At 30.7% G+C, this 14,640-nt stretch carries 14 protein-coding genes; 10 read left to right on the top strand and 4 right to left on the bottom strand.

The features are described 5' to 3' along the window. Window positions 1–19: 19 nt before the first annotated feature. Window positions 20–466: a hypothetical protein gene (locus METVU_RS07430; RefSeq protein ID WP_015733583.1), complete on the bottom strand. Its 447-nt coding sequence runs from the start codon at window positions 464–466 to the stop codon at window positions 20–22. 329 nt (window positions 467–795) lie between these two features. Between METVU_RS07430 and METVU_RS07435 the strand changes: the two genes are divergently transcribed. From METVU_RS07435 to ribC, 5 genes are all read left to right on the top strand, one after another. Next, window positions 796–1,647 (top strand): class III signal peptide-containing protein, encoded by an 852-nt coding sequence (locus tag METVU_RS07435; protein ID WP_015733584.1) that lies wholly within the window; start codon window positions 796–798, stop codon window positions 1,645–1,647. 105 nt (window positions 1,648–1,752) lie between these two features. After that, window positions 1,753–3,363 (top strand): class III signal peptide-containing protein, encoded by a 1,611-nt coding sequence (locus METVU_RS07440; RefSeq protein WP_015733585.1) that lies wholly within the window; start codon window positions 1,753–1,755, stop codon window positions 3,361–3,363. A gap of 211 nt (window positions 3,364–3,574) precedes the next feature. Beyond that, complete coding sequence (locus tag METVU_RS07445; protein WP_015733586.1) at window positions 3,575–4,666, top strand: NAD(P)/FAD-dependent oxidoreductase; 1,092 nt, start codon at window positions 3,575–3,577, stop codon at window positions 4,664–4,666. 42 nt (window positions 4,667–4,708) lie between these two features. Then, window positions 4,709–5,185: a DUF2124 family protein gene (locus METVU_RS07450; protein WP_015733587.1), complete on the top strand. Its 477-nt coding sequence runs from the start codon at window positions 4,709–4,711 to the stop codon at window positions 5,183–5,185. Window positions 5,186–5,197: 12 nt separating this feature from the next. Beyond that, window positions 5,198–5,668: a riboflavin synthase gene (gene ribC / locus METVU_RS07455; protein ID WP_048197109.1), complete on the top strand. Its 471-nt coding sequence runs from the start codon at window positions 5,198–5,200 to the stop codon at window positions 5,666–5,668. Between the two features lie 8 nt (window positions 5,669–5,676). Here ribC and METVU_RS07460 read toward each other — a convergent pair whose 3' ends face one another. Continuing rightward, complete coding sequence (locus tag METVU_RS07460; RefSeq protein WP_015733589.1) at window positions 5,677–7,542, bottom strand: aldehyde ferredoxin oxidoreductase N-terminal domain-containing protein; 1,866 nt, start codon at window positions 7,540–7,542, stop codon at window positions 5,677–5,679. A gap of 181 nt (window positions 7,543–7,723) precedes the next feature. Here METVU_RS07460 and wtpA point away from each other — a divergent pair, with 181 nt between their 5' ends. Next, the gene (gene wtpA, locus METVU_RS07465) at window positions 7,724–8,749 is read left to right on the top strand and encodes a tungstate ABC transporter substrate-binding protein WtpA (protein ID WP_015733590.1); all 1,026 of its coding nucleotides are present in this window, start codon (window positions 7,724–7,726) and stop codon (window positions 8,747–8,749) included. Between the two features lie 38 nt (window positions 8,750–8,787). Here wtpA and METVU_RS07470 read toward each other — a convergent pair whose 3' ends face one another. Then, window positions 8,788–9,597, bottom strand: a complete 810-nt coding sequence (locus tag METVU_RS07470; RefSeq protein ID WP_015733591.1) for a sugar phosphate isomerase/epimerase family protein — start codon at window positions 9,595–9,597, stop codon at window positions 8,788–8,790. A 121-nt stretch (window positions 9,598–9,718) separates the two neighbouring features. Here METVU_RS07470 and METVU_RS07475 point away from each other — a divergent pair, with 121 nt between their 5' ends. Then, window positions 9,719–10,321 (top strand): DUF366 family protein, encoded by a 603-nt coding sequence (locus tag METVU_RS07475; protein ID WP_015733592.1) that lies wholly within the window; start codon window positions 9,719–9,721, stop codon window positions 10,319–10,321. Window positions 10,322–10,356: 35 nt separating this feature from the next. Here the strand turns inward: METVU_RS07475 and comD are convergent, their stop codons facing one another. Further along, window positions 10,357–10,869: a sulfopyruvate decarboxylase subunit alpha gene (gene comD / locus METVU_RS07480; RefSeq protein WP_015733593.1), complete on the bottom strand. Its 513-nt coding sequence runs from the start codon at window positions 10,867–10,869 to the stop codon at window positions 10,357–10,359. A 195-nt stretch (window positions 10,870–11,064) separates the two neighbouring features. Between comD and comA the strand changes: the two genes are divergently transcribed. The 3 genes from comA (at window position 11,065) to cbiD (ending at window position 14,535) form a co-directional block, all read left to right on the top strand. Then, a complete protein-coding gene (comA, locus tag METVU_RS07485; protein WP_015733594.1) occupies window positions 11,065–11,844 on the top strand; it encodes a phosphosulfolactate synthase in 780 nt (259 codons plus the stop codon). A 447-nt stretch (window positions 11,845–12,291) separates the two neighbouring features. Next, window positions 12,292–13,425 (top strand): radical SAM protein, encoded by a 1,134-nt coding sequence (locus METVU_RS07490; protein WP_015733595.1) that lies wholly within the window; start codon window positions 12,292–12,294, stop codon window positions 13,423–13,425. An 18-nt stretch (window positions 13,426–13,443) separates the two neighbouring features. Beyond that, a complete protein-coding gene (cbiD, locus tag METVU_RS07495; protein ID WP_015733596.1) occupies window positions 13,444–14,535 on the top strand; it encodes a cobalt-precorrin-5B (C(1))-methyltransferase CbiD in 1,092 nt (363 codons plus the stop codon). Window positions 14,536–14,640: the final 105 nt, after the last annotated feature.

Raw genomic sequence — 14,640 nt, forward strand, 5'->3', positions numbered from 1 at the left:
TAATTACTTGATTTATTATTTATTTTATATTTACCAGTGTGTTTTTCGATAATGTAATGTTATTTTTACCAACATTTGCAATCAACTGAACTTTATTACCTACATCAACACTTGTGTTTACAACATCCCTTCCTTCTATTCTAACTCCATCCTTCTCTGGGTAGAAGATCACATACGTCTCTCGGGAAACATTTATCAATTTAGTGGAAGCCCTTATAGTATAAGATATGTCTCCAACGGGCTTTAAAGTTAGCAAGAGAGTTTCATTCTCTGAATAGGATAGCATTGCATAGTTTTCAAAAGTATCTACAACAGCGTAGAGTTTATTTGCAATTATTGCATTGGTTGAGTCGTTTGTAAATGTTAACTCACTTTCATATAGGAATAAAGAAACAATCATCAAGAACATGAAAGCCAGTATAAAATCAACAGAGATCTGTCCTTTTTTTCTTTTGATGAGATACATTTCTGCACACCGTTGATTAGTTATTTCCTCATTTAGCAATTTAATTATCTCTATAAACTTTTATCTCTCATTTTATATATATTTTTATATATTTATATTCTATACATCAATGCACTTAATATAAATATAGTGTAATATACAATTTTACTTAATTTTAATTCTTAGTTAAAAATTATTGGAGATTTTTATATTCTAACCTTTAAGACATATGTGCTATTTCTTTGTGATTTGTGGATAGTATATAATTTATGAGTGTTAAGACATATAATTATTTTGTATAGTTTAAAAATCTTTAAACCATAAAATCGTGCATATATATTGGTGGAAATATGAAAAAAGCCCAGTTGTCTTTGGAATTAATATTACTGATCTTTGGAATAATCATTTCGGGAATAGTAATTTCCTATTATTTAATAGATGTTTCCAATAAACAGCAAGATCTTGGAGATACCACACAACATACAAAACAAATAACTTACAATTTATTCGGATCAATAAATGGAACTAACAAAACCACATCTCCGCCCTCCTCAATAACAAACAGTAGCAGTGAAAATACAAATGAATCATCAACATCCAACGAAACCGAAGGTTATGCAAAAATAATTTTTGTTGGCAAAGAACAGCCATCAGCAAAATATATCACCTATGACGGAATTGGATATACTCCAAATCTAAACGTAATAATTAGTGGAAGAAGAACTGTTGTAATAAGACCAAAAGGAAGTCCTAATGAGGAATATATACTCTACCCAATAAATGGAACGCTCACTTATTCAAACATTGAATTTTGGGCTCAGGGAAATCATATATTGAATATTTATAACGTAAAGGAGGTTCCAAGCGATCTATATATTGACTTTATTATAAAAGGAGCTCCTATTCCTCAAATTATACTATTAAAAGATGTAAAAATTGCTGGAGGAGTTAGTGTAGATTTTGAGATATATGGTGGAGGAAATAAGACAGATGCAGAGGTTGATATAGTTAACACAACAATAAATAGTTTAGATTTAAACAATATAAGAAGAACTTCTGGAACTATATACGTAAACATTGAGGGGAGTAATATATCAAACCTGAATGAAGATTACAGGGGAAGAAATACCATATATTTAACTATTTCGAATAGTTGGATTGACGGAAAATATATTTCACACTATACTAAAAAGATTGAATAATTCCACTTTTTATAAATTATCTCGGATTTCGTGGAAAAAGGTATATATATTGGTTAGGATATATATAACAATATGGGTAATGTTTAACAAAGGGGGTGATAGGTTATGCCCATCCTTAAAAAAAGAGGTCAACTTTCTTTAGAGTTCGTATTACTACTTTTTGGAGTTATTGTAGCAGGAACTTTCGTAGCTGTAAATTTAGCTGATCAAAATCCGGCTTATCTTGGAGATAGCGCATCAAAGATTAAAAAAGAATCATTAGGTTTATTTATCGGAAAAGGTGTGAATTTTAGCTCAACAACTACTGTAAACAGTTCGGGATACAATGAAAATAACAGTTCAAACCTAACAACAAACGAAACTGAAAACATAACAACTGAAATAAATAATAGCATAACTAACAATACAGTATCTAATGATACAAGTAAGAATATAAGCACAGATAATAATACAAATGAAAACCTAACAACAAACGAAACCATTAAAAAACCAAACTTATTCATAGAAAACTTATCTGTGGTAGAGAACGGTAGCGTGATCGCCTGCCACTGCTTCAGAGAACGAGTTCAAAATAAGGGAGAAGATACAAACTTACGAAACCAATTCCAACACAGATGCGGAAAATGTAAAAATGGAACAAATGTGGATATAGTGGCAGTTATTGGAAATAACGGAACAGCAAACTGTAATTCATTCCAAGTGATAATGTATGATAATGACATTCAAATATATAACAACACTTTCCAAAACCTTAATGTTAATGAGACCCTAACAATAACTGTTCCATATGAAATATCAACATCAAAAGGTTGCAAACATCAAAATAAAGGAGAAAGTCAGCAAAACCGATATGGAGGATGCTGTTGCGAGAGAGTATTTAACCACACAATTACTGTAAAGGTTATTGCAACCAACGACTCAAATCCAAATGATAACTCAGCAAGCGTTGTAATATCAATAGAGAAAGAAAAGGGATGTAATAATTGTAATGGTAAGAATAATAATAACAATAATACAATTTTCCAGCCAGCAGATGTAGAAGGTTTATTTATTAAAGTTATGGGAAATGGGGATTTAGAATTCTATAAAGAACCACTCTCAAATGCTACAACTATTGGACCAAATATCGATATATCTGTTAAAGGAAACCATGATTATAGATACAACCTAAATGGAGTAATTAACAATGGAAAAATAAAGGTTAATGGAAATGGAAATCTAATAATTGGGGATATTAAAAGCATAAATAACCTATATTTAAGATTAAATGGAGATTCAGATATTAATTTTAACGATGTCCCTGAAATAAAGCATATTTACTTTATAACAAACAAAGGTTTTAATTCTCTAACTCCTAATTTGGGGAGAATAACTGGAAATGTTAATGTAAATTTAGATAATAAAAATATTGATACTATAAAAGTAGATGTTATAAATGGTGGTGGAGAGCTTAAACTAAATTATGCAAAAATAAATGATATAACAATTAATAAAATTATTGGTACATTGATGATAGACAACTCAAATATTTCTAACTTGAATATTCAATTGAATAAGGGGGATGTTATAATCTACAACTCTACAATAACTAATATAAACTTAGTAAATAATGGAGATTTAATTCTGTATAATTCAAAAATACTCGGTGGAAATATTATAAACAATGGAGACATATATAAGGTAGATTCATATATTGGAGCAAATATTAACGGATAACTACAAAGATTGGAGCTAATAACCTCTCTATTTTTATTTTTTATTAAGAGGTAATATTAATTTATGCAAATTAATTATTAGAAAGATATATATAATTTCTCTTTTCATATATACCTATTATTTGATAATATTAGATTATTTTTTATCGTTATTTTTTTATTAAGGGTTAAAAATATTCAAAATTTTTTGTGCAGATTAAAGGTGATCCATTATGCGTGTTGGAATAATTGGAGCAGGTTTGTCAGGATCGATATTCTATAACCTAATGTCAAGTAATGGCTTCAATATCGATATATATGATCCATCATTAGCACGGGGGTGTAAAAGTGTAAATTTTATATTTTCAGATAAAAAGGACTTTTTAATTGTGAAAAAAGTGTTAAAAATAGCCAATCTGGACATTAAGGACTACATAGTTAATGAAATAAAAAAAGTCAATGTTGATGGCGACGACTACTCAATATCAAAGAAGGTGTTCGTGCTCAATAAATTAAAATTGATCGAAGATTTAACACCAAGAACTACAATCATAAATAGGGAATTCAACCCAGTTTTAAAGAGATTCATGACGAAGGTTATTGATAGTGGAGCTGTTGTTAAAGAATTCACTACTGATGCCGAAACAAAATTTTATGATCTAATAGTTGATGCATCTGGATGTGCAAAAGTTCTTCAAATGTCTAATGAATCCCAGAAACACAAAAATGACATAAGAACTTGCCAGTTTTTAATATCTTGCAATGATAAAGACGGAGTGGATAAATTTTTTATCGATGAAATAAAAATTCAGAAAGGAAAACCCATGATTGGATATACTTGGGTAAATCCAATCGGAGATAATCTATATCACGTTGGATGTGCATACTATAAAAACGATTATGAACTTTGGAATTATTTAGCAAAGTATTCAAAAAATTTTTTTGGTGGAAAATGTAATCGAGTATGCAGCTGCACATCCAAAATAAATGGCAATCTAATATCTGAAAGCTTCATTGGAGGAGTTTATGAAAAAAGATGCTTAGTAGGGATAGGAGAAAGTATTGGTTTAACATCTCCAGTGGGACAGGGGAATGTCTACGCAGTATACTCTGCCTATATACTTTCAAAACTATTAAAAAAATATGATGTCGATGAAGCAATTATTAAATACAAAAATCATATCATAAAAAACTTTTCCGAATTAGATACCTATAAAAAGTCCGTAAAAAATTTTAACATATTAGGAATATCCAAATTTCTAAAAACTCTGTATAATGTGCCAACAACAAAATTTATGAAAATACTTATAAAATCGAAATTCTGAATAAAATAAATTTAAAATAAAATTAAATAGGGAGGGATAACTTTGTCATTAAAATTGCTGAAAGAGGAAGAAGGATTATCTCCAATGCTCAGAGAATTTAGAAGTATAGTTGATAAAGAGAGCATAAATAGTGTTGTATTTATTGGATCTGTTGGGGTTTGTCAACCCTTTGCTGAATTGTTTTATTATGCTATAAGAGATAAAGACGGATATTTTATTCCAAACGGGGATTTATCAAAAGTTAAAAAACTTATAGTTGACGATAGCGGAGTATCAATGAAAAAAATCGAAGAGATTCAAAACACTGATGCGGTTGTGTTGTTTGGGGGTTTAGCGATGCCGAGATATGGTGTTGATGTTGAAAAAATCAAAAACGTGCTTAATCTATTATCTCCGAAGTGTGTTATTGGTATTTGTTTTATGAGCATATTCCAAAAGTCAAAATGGGATAAAAAAATAAACTTTAATTACCTTATAGATGGACATATAAAAGTCAAAGTATATGCAAAAGAGAAATAAATGGGTGAAAATTTGACAAAAAAAGTAGGTATTGCAGATACAACATTTGCAAGAGTGGATATGGCTTCTGCTGCAATAAAAAAGTTGAAAGAACTCTCTCCCCACATAAAAATTATTAGAAAAACAGTTCCAGGGATGAAGGATCTTCCTGTGGCGTGTAAGAAGTTAATAGAGGAGGAGGGTTGTGAGATTGTAATGGCATTAGGAATGCCCGGAAAAGCAGAAAAGGATAAGGTCTGTGCCCATGAGGCATCTCTTGGATTAATGTGGGCTCAATTAATGACTAATAAACATATTATCGAAGTTTTTGTTCATGAAGATGAGGCAAAAGATGAGAAGGAGTTGGATTGGTTAGCGAAAAGAAGAGCTGAAGAACATGCAGAAAATGTATATTATTTATTATTTAAACCAGAATATCTTACTAAAATGGCAGGTAAAGGTCTAAGGCAGGGTTTTGAAGATGCAGGACCTGCAAGAGAATAAAAAATTGCTTAAAGTTTCCAGTCAATATTTAAGAGATCTGAATATCTTTCAAGAACTCTTTTTACATATTCATCTACACATTCCCTATTTTCAAACTTTTTAGTCCAATATTCGTTATTAAATTCTTTTGCAAGAGCGATTATCAAATCTCTAACTCTTTCACTTTCTATTCTTGCAGGATATCCAATTTTTTTGTTATAATTGCAGATCTCTCCATATAACTTCACGGTTTCCTCAACAATATCTTCAATTCCTAAAAGTTCTCTAACTAAATCCTTTAAAACTGGCTTTAACCACTTTCTATGGAATCTACAAATTCCAAGATTTTCTACCGTGAGTTCTAATTTTATACTATCAACAACTAAATCCGCTAATTTTTCAGGATCGTTAAATTCTGGCTTGTAGTAGGTTAAATATCTTCCCTGAATTACAAATGGCATAAAAAATCCGGGAGTCCAGTAAAGGTTTGGAGCAATTTCTCCCCAGTCCCCAAATGGAACATAAACTGCCACATCATTAAATTTCTTTCCAATCTTGGTAGTTCTATTTTTAAATTTCTCGTTTAATATTTTTGAAGCTTTTCTCTTTCCAAGTGAGAGTATTTTATACAGTTCGTTTGAGTTTTCTGCCAATTTGTGCATAAATGCTATTGCCTGATCGGCGTTATGCTTCGCTATTTCTTTTATTTCCCCATTCTCCCCTTCTATAATTCTTTTATGATCAAAAATTGGTTTTTGAATTCCAAGTTCTTCTTCATTCAGCAGTTGTAAATCCAACAGTTCAAAGATCCATGCAGTTAGATTTCCGATCTCGATCGCATCAAATCCGAGTGCATCTGCTGTTTTAACAACCCGATCTGCTTCATAAAGGTCAAAAATACCCAGTAAAGTTCCATTTGCCGAATATGGCTCATAATCCATTTTATTTTTATTTCTATATTTTTTACATAAAACAGGACATGGCTCTCCACAGTTTGCCCATTTTTTTGGTTCTATTGCTTCTTTGTTAAAGGTTTCAAGGTAAAATTTTAATATTTTTTCCAAAATTTTCTTTCTATCCTCTACACTTATGTATGGCATCCTCCAATTGAATATTGGAACTTTTTCTTTATATAAAATCCAATTATTCCCAAAAGTCCCTCCTGTTCCTGTTTTTTCATCATATCTGTATTTACTTGTATGCTCTAAAATAACTTTACTCATTGGTTTTTTATAATAGTTTTCCACGATTTCTTTTGCTTTGTCTTTATCTTCTTTGCTCTCATTCTGATCTCCAAAAAATACGATTCCCATTATGTTATGTGCCCTATAAAGAACTGATCCTCCCCCTCCTCTCGCAGCCCAATCCTCCGATCCTTCTACAAACTTTCCTCCTCTAACGGTCTGTGAAAACAATCCTCCCATATTCGTTCTTTTTGACGCCTCTCCAACAACTACGCTTCTTAGGTTTTTATCTTTAAAAAGGTTTAATATGTATTCACTAACATCATATACAGTTTTAAGTTCCTCCTTCACTTCTATAAAATCAATTCTCAAATTTTTTTCATTTTCTATAACCATTATTGATGGCTTTTCACATCTTCCAATGATCGCTACATTATTCAACCCAGTGCTTTTAAATTGATAGCCAGCTCCTCCCATGGATGAGAAGTAAAATCCATCCCAAAGTGGAGATCTAAATGAGAATATCAATCTATGTCCCCCAACAACTGGAAGAACTCCACGTCCAAAACAAAAAACGTTTTTTTCATCGTAAGGATCGTATTTCCACGTTTCAAATTTATTGTGCCAGTAAAGTCCCCAACTTATGGGCAAAAAAGTTTTTTCTATAATTTCGAATTTTTTCGTTGTTGCATTTATTAAAACATTTTTCATGGTTTCACAACCTTTTATTTTTTAACTATTTTTTATATCGGTTTATTTTTTCATTTTTATTGCCCTAATTTTTATTTTTGGAGTTTTAATATTTTATAAGTTTTGTTAACCAATAACAGTAAACATAATATTTAAATATGAAATCATAACACATTTCATCTGATTGCTTAGGAGGGATAGTATGATAAAAAAACTAACTCCCATAATTGCAATATTAGCCATTGGAATAGCCATCTGTGGATGCACCGAGCAAAAAAATGAATCTCAGGAGCAGGAAAAGATAGTTTTAACAGTTTTTCATGCAGGAAGTTTATCAGTCCCTTTTGAGAAGTATGAAGAGATGTTTGAAAAAGAACATCCAAATGTGGATGTTGAGAGGGAGCCAGCAGGAAGTGTCGCATGCGTAAGGAAGGTAATAGAGTTGGGTAGAAAAGCTGATGTTTTAGCTTTGGCTGACTACTCTTTAATTCCAGAAATGATGATGCCAAAGTATGCAGATTGGTATGTGATGTTTGCGAGAAATGAAATCGTTTTAGCATATACAAACAACAGCAAATACAGTAAGGAAATAAACTCTGAGAATTGGTATAAAATATTAGAAAAGCCGGATGTCAAAATAGGGTTTTCAAACCCTAACGATGATCCTTGTGGATATAGAACCCAGATGGTGTTAAAGTTAGCTGATCTCTATTACAAAGATCCAACAATCTATGAAAATTTGGTTTTAAAATACTCAAATCTAAAAGTTAAGGAGGAAAATGGGAAATATATCATCATAGTTCCAAAGGACTTTAACGTAGATACCAATAAACTCTTTGTAAGAAGTAAAGAAACAGATCTTCTCGCTCCATTAGAGGCAGGAGCTTTTGATTACCTCTTTATCTATAAGAGTGTTGCTAATCAGCATCATCTAAATTATATTGAACTTCCAAAAGAAATTAATCTTGGATACTATAACTTTGAATCCACGTATAAAAAAGTGGCAGTAGATATAACCTCTCAAAACAAAACCATTGTTGCAAAACCGATTGTTTATGGAATTACAGTTCCAACTAACGCCCCTCATAAAAAAGAGGCAATTGAATTCGTTAAATTCATATTGGAGCATCCTGAGGTTTTAGAAAACTGCGGTCAGCCAGCAATAACTCCTGCAATAGCAAAGGGTAATGTTCCAGAAGAATTAAAAAATGTAGTTAAGATCGAATAAATTGTTCAAATTTGTTATTCTTATCCATTTAAGAATTATTAAATCATATTTTCCAAAAATTCTACATCTTTTATTAGTTCATCTATTTTCTCTTCTTTTGTAATTTCTTTTTTTCCCAATCTTCTATCGTCAATTTCCAAATTAAACATTCCTCTATATCCACTATCTATAAGAGTTCTTACGTGTTTGGAAAAATCAATTTCCGATTTTCTCAGTGGAAAGTGATCCTTTTTATTAACAACCCCAGAGATGTGAGTGTGTTTTATATATTCGAGAGTTCTTTCAAAAAACTCATCTATGTAGTGTTTAGCATGTGCAAAATCCAGGGTCATACTCAGTAATGGCTCATATTTTTTTAAGATCCATTCCACTTCTTTCGGATTCCAACCGATTCTATTAATCCTCTCTGGCATGTTTTCAAGACAAATTGTAATATTTTTATTTGTTGCAGTTTCTAATATTTTATCCAGATATTTAAAAAATGCTTCAAATTCCTCATCTGTTGGTGCTCTGCTTGTTGGTCTTCTTCCAGGGTGTATAGTTATTAACTCACATCTATAAAATTTTGCTAATTCAATACTCCAAAGTGTTTCTTTTAAAATCGCTTCTCTAATGTAGGGGTTTATAGATGAAGGATTTAACTCGATATGAGGATTATGTAAAGCAACATCAAACTTCAAAAATTCTTTTTTTAAATCAGCAATATAGTCAAGATCGAATCTATTATCCCAAAAATCCGGATTTTCAGGAAAAAATTCAATACATTTAAGCCCAATATCTCGAAGTATGTCAAAAATCTCAATCATCGGGTAATCCCAAAAAAATAAGGTTGAAACACCAATTCTCATACTCCCACCATCAAATTTTTATACTTAATAACTCATTTTAAACTTCTACATATTTTAACCTTCCCAAACATTTTTAAAAACAAAAACAGATTAAAAATTAACAATATCTGGTGATTGAAATATGAGATTTGAAATTATCGAAAAAGAATATATGGATTTGATAATCGTTAAGGATTTTTTAAAATATACTGGGAAAGAAATAGAGCCATTATGGGCATTTAAAAACTTCAATGTCCAAAAAGATAATATAGTTGCTTTTAGAGGGAAAATTGAAGTAGATCAGGAGCATATGAAAGACCTAAAGGATGTTAAAAGGGAACAACATATAAAAACTCCAATAAGATCTGATGATTCCATAAATTTTATAGTTGAACATTTCGATATGATCGATCTAAAAACTACTTACTTACGGCAACGACTCCTGATCTGTATTGCCAAAGAGATCATAGAGAGGGAGTGTAATAAAAAATTAAAAAGAGATGGAGATGATCTATACTACAACAACAAAAAACTCTCCGTTTCTATCGCATGTAAAGGGATTACCTCTTCAAAGATCCACTTAGGAATAAACGTTAAATCAAAAGGAGTTGAACATGTAGAGATCATCGGTCTTGAAGATTTAGGAGTTGAGAATATAAAAGAGGTTATGATAAAAATTGCCCTCTCATATATTGACGAGATCAATAAAATTGAAAAAGATATTAGAAAAACGCTTCCAATTTAAAAGTTAGGTTTATAAATTTTTATATAAAATTCAATTTATTTTTCTTGATCGAATTCCCAGTATAAGGCATCAAAAAGCAGTGCAACAGGATAAGAAATTCTTTCCATATAATCTGATGCATAAGTTATGAGTTTATAACCCTCCTCTGGAGTTTTTGGTTTGTATGTTGGGATTTCACATACATCTAATAGTTTCTCTATCCACCTACCCATAGGTATCTGGGCAGGGATTTTTTCTTTAAGATCTCCTCTATGGCTTATTATCAATAAAGTTGGAATTTGAAACGTCTTATATAATGAGGCAATAGCATTTATTGAATTTCCAATCCCTGAGTTCTGCATCAATATGGCCGTTTTTTTTCCAGCCAAGTGAGCTCCTGCACATATTCCAAATGCTTCCTCTTCTCTCGTAGCTTTTATGTGAGTAAATGTTGAATTATCATTCTCTATCAAATTTAATAGATTTTTTAGATTCGCACATGGGACAGAACAGATAAATTCTATTCCAGAGTCCTTTAATGCATTATATATTGCTAAACTACCCTTCATAACCTTTCACCCAAAACACCTTTTCTTTCTACTTGCCTTATATATCTATTTTTCCATTTTTCTTTTTTGAAATAGATCGTAATTAATATATACAACAATATCACACATATTTTTATAATTTTACAAAATGTTTATACTATAAGACATTAAAATGCAGTTTTTTTCTTATAAGAAATACAAATGGAGGTGTGAAAATTGAAAGCATTTGAATTTTTAAGAGAAAACAACCATGATGGATTAACAGTTGTGTTAGATAAAGGCCTACCTCCAAAATTTGTGGAGGATTATTTAAAGGTCTGTGGCGATTATATTGATTTTGTTAAATTTGGCTGGGGAACATCAGCAGTTATAGATAGGGATGTAGTTAAAGAAAAAATTAATTATTACAAAGATTGGGATATAAAAGTTTATCCTGGAGGAACACTATTTGAATATGCCTATGCGAAAGATAAATTTGAGGAGTTTTTAAACGAATGCCACAATTTGAAATTTGATGCAGTGGAAATTTCTGATGGTTCTTCAGATATTCCATTGGAAGACAGAAAAAAAGCAATAGAAAAAGCGAAAGATTTTGGATTTACTGTCTTAACAGAAGTTGGTAAAAAAATGCCTGAAAAAGATAAAAAATTAACAATATGCGATAGAATAAACTTAATAAATTTTGATTTAAATTCTGGAGCAGATTACGTGATAATTGAAGGAAGAGAAAGTGGAAAAGGTATTGGGTTATATGATGGAGAAGGAAAAGTTAAAGAAAGTGAATTAGAAGAATTAGCGAGGAGAGTTAATGTTAAAAAAGTTATATTTGAGGCCCCACAAAAAAGTCAGCAAGTATTTTTTATTTTAAAATTTGGAAACTCAGTTAACTTAGCAAATATCGCTTTTGATGATGTTATTAGTTTAGAAACGTTAAGAAGAGGACTCAGAGGAGACACTTTCAACAAAATTAGTCCAATATCAAATAATACACAATAATTAAAAATTAAATAAAATAATAATAAGTAATAATACAACGAAAACTAAAAAAATTATAAAAATAAGGATAACTAAACTAAATAATCAAAATAAAAAGTGGCGTCAGTTCGCCCATCAATCATCACAGATCAGCAGCTACTCCGTTCATCATCCGCCAAAAATATTATAGGACAACATAATATATATGCTTTTTTAAAATATAAAAAATAACACCATACCTAACAACGCTGATAATCCCCTATCAAAAATAGCAATATTGACAAAAAAATTATCCTGGATTCTTGTTTTTATCAATTTTTAAAACATTCATATTTTTATCTAATATGTCTTTAATTTAAGTATAAATTTGATATAATTTAATTTTTATAATTTTAGTTTTAGTTAAAGTGTTTCTAAATTAATTTCATTTACAGATTAATTGTTAATATTAATACCCAAGGTGAAAAAATGAATATCGAAGAAATAGAGAAATATCTTGAAGAGAACTTCGATAATCTTCCAGAAGGATGCAAACAGTGTGTTAAGGGAGAAAAATTGGTCTTATTTATTACAGGAATCTGCAATAACAACTGCTATTACTGCCCCCTATCTAAAAAAAGGAAGAATAAAGATGTTATATATGCGAACGAGAGATTGATAACCACAGTAGAAGAAGCAATAGAGGAAGCAAAACTGTGCAGTAGTAGAGGGGTTGGAATAACAGGCGGAAACCCGCTACTAAAAATAAATAGGACAGTAAAATTCTTAAAAGCATTAAAAAAAGAGTTTGATGATTTTCATGCTCATCTATACACAACGCCAGAAACAATAAACAAAGAAAACCTAAAACTATTAAAAGAGGCAGATTTGGATGAAATAAGATTACACCCTACAAAAATATTTAATGAGGGCTATGATGAACAATATGTAAAAGAGTTATGCGATAAACTAAACCTATGCAGAAAATACATCCCACACGTAGGAGTTGAGATTCCTGCAATCCCCAAAATGGAGAATGAAATTTTAAAGTTAGCTGAAGCGATAGATGGAGTAGCTGAGTTTATGAACATAAATGAGCTTGAATTTTCAGAAGAAAACTACAATGAATTAGAGAAAAGGGGCTTTCTACCGAAAGACGATATAAGTAATGCAATTGCTGAAAGTGAAGAAACGGCTTTAAAGGTTATAAAGGAATTTAAAGGAGATTTATTTATTAATTACTGTCCCTCTATACTAAAAGATGCTATACAGATGAGAAATCGGCTGATAAATAGGGCTAAAAATGTGTCTAAACCCTACGAAGTTATAACCGAAGATGGCTTACTGTTGAGAGGAATAATGATCTTTGAAAATGAAGATGAATTAAAGAACATGGCCGAGATTTTAGATGAAAATGGGATTGAATTTGATATTTTTGATAATCAGATATTTTTAAACCCTTTCATATTAGAGGATATTATAGAAGAGATGAAAAAACAGAAATTTCCAATAACCTTTTCCGCCTACATTTCAGAACTATACCCCACATCAGATCATTTGGAAGTAGAAAGGATCCCGCTAATAACTAAAAAGATGAAATTTAGAAGGAGAAGAAGAAAATAAACATAAAATTGGGAGATTATGATATATGATTTTAGAAAAAAGTCAAAATTTGGATATACAACCGGCTCCTGTGCTGCTGCCGGAGCTTACTCCGCTCTCTACTATTTAAAATTTGGAGAAAAATTAAGTTATGTTGAAATAGAAAATTTGAAAGGAGATAAATTAATCATTCCAATAGAGAAAATTGAAAAAATAGGAAATAAAGCCAGAGCAGTTGTTATCAAAGATGCTGGAGAGGATATCGATATAACCAACGGAATCGAAATATTTGTTGATGTTAAACTAAAAAAATTAGATACCTCAGAAAAAAAAGTTATAATAAAGGGAGGAAAAGGTGTTGGAATCGTTACAAAGGATGGCTTACAAGTGAAAAAAGGAGAACCAGCAATAAATCCAAAACCTAAGGAAATGATAAAGAACAATCTTTTAAAATTATTGGAAGATGGAGAAATTGCAGAAGTCGTTATTTCAATTCCAAAAGGAGAAGAGTTGGCTAAAAAAACCCTAAATCCAAAACTTGGTATTGTTGGGGGGTTATCTATATTGGGAACCACTGGAATCGTCAGACCAATGTCAAATGAAGCATATATGAACTCCTTAGTCCCACAAATAGATGTTGCATTAGCCAACGGTTATAAAAAGTTGATCTTCGTTCCTGGGAATATTGGAACAAAATATGCCAAAAAACTTTTAAATGCTGAAGATGATGAGATCATTGAGGTTTCAAACTTCTGGGGATTTATGCTCGATAAAGCAAAAGAAAAAGGAGTTAAAGAAATTTTGGTCTTTGGACATGCTGGAAAAATAATTAAATTGGCTGGGGGGATATATAACACTCACTCAAAGATCGCTGATTGTAGAAATGAGATATTAACTGCTTACTCTGCCTTATTTATAGATGATAAAGATATAATAAAAAAAATCCTATATTCAAATACAACAGAAGAAGTTATCAAAATTTTAAAAGAGAAGGGGGTTTTAGAAGAGGTTTTTAACTGCATAGCCAAGAGGGTAGTTGAACGTCTAAGTGAGAGATGGCAGGGGATAAAATTTGAGTGCATAATCATAGATATGAAAGGAAACATCTTAGGAAAATACTTAATAATATAAATAAATCTTAATAACAAAAGAAACAACCAAGTATGCAAAAATTCAAGTTTATATGTTTATGTAGATCTAACAAACTTAAAAAACTTAAATATTAAATACAACAAG

It is taken from the genome of Methanocaldococcus vulcanius M7, assembly GCF_000024625.1.
Classification (GTDB): Archaea; AGJL01; Methanococci; order Methanococcales; family Methanocaldococcaceae; genus Methanocaldococcus; species Methanocaldococcus vulcanius.

What these genes read in the sequence shown, in the direction of transcription:
- METVU_RS07490 (WP_015733595.1), top strand. Translation starts at nt 12,292, where the DNA reads ATGAATATCGAAGAAATAGAGAAATATCTTGAAGAGAACTTCGATAAT.
- METVU_RS07435 (WP_015733584.1), top strand. Translation starts at nt 796, where the DNA reads ATGAAAAAAGCCCAGTTGTCTTTGGAATTAATATTACTGATCTTTGGA.
- cbiD (WP_015733596.1), top strand. Translation starts at nt 13,444, where the DNA reads ATGATATATGATTTTAGAAAAAAGTCAAAATTTGGATATACAACCGGC.
- METVU_RS07475 (WP_015733592.1), top strand. Translation starts at nt 9,719, where the DNA reads ATGAGATTTGAAATTATCGAAAAAGAATATATGGATTTGATAATCGTT.
- METVU_RS07445 (WP_015733586.1), top strand. Translation starts at nt 3,575, where the DNA reads ATGCGTGTTGGAATAATTGGAGCAGGTTTGTCAGGATCGATATTCTAT.
- wtpA (WP_015733590.1), top strand. Translation starts at nt 7,724, where the DNA reads ATGATAAAAAAACTAACTCCCATAATTGCAATATTAGCCATTGGAATA.
- comD (WP_015733593.1), bottom strand. Translation starts at nt 10,869, where the DNA reads ATGAAGGGTAGTTTAGCAATATATAATGCATTAAAGGACTCTGGAATA.
- METVU_RS07430 (WP_015733583.1), bottom strand. Translation starts at nt 466, where the DNA reads ATGTATCTCATCAAAAGAAAAAAAGGACAGATCTCTGTTGATTTTATA.
- METVU_RS07470 (WP_015733591.1), bottom strand. Translation starts at nt 9,597, where the DNA reads ATGAGAATTGGTGTTTCAACCTTATTTTTTTGGGATTACCCGATGATT.
- METVU_RS07440 (WP_015733585.1), top strand. Translation starts at nt 1,753, where the DNA reads ATGCCCATCCTTAAAAAAAGAGGTCAACTTTCTTTAGAGTTCGTATTA.
- METVU_RS07460 (WP_015733589.1), bottom strand. Translation starts at nt 7,542, where the DNA reads ATGAAAAATGTTTTAATAAATGCAACAACGAAAAAATTCGAAATTATA.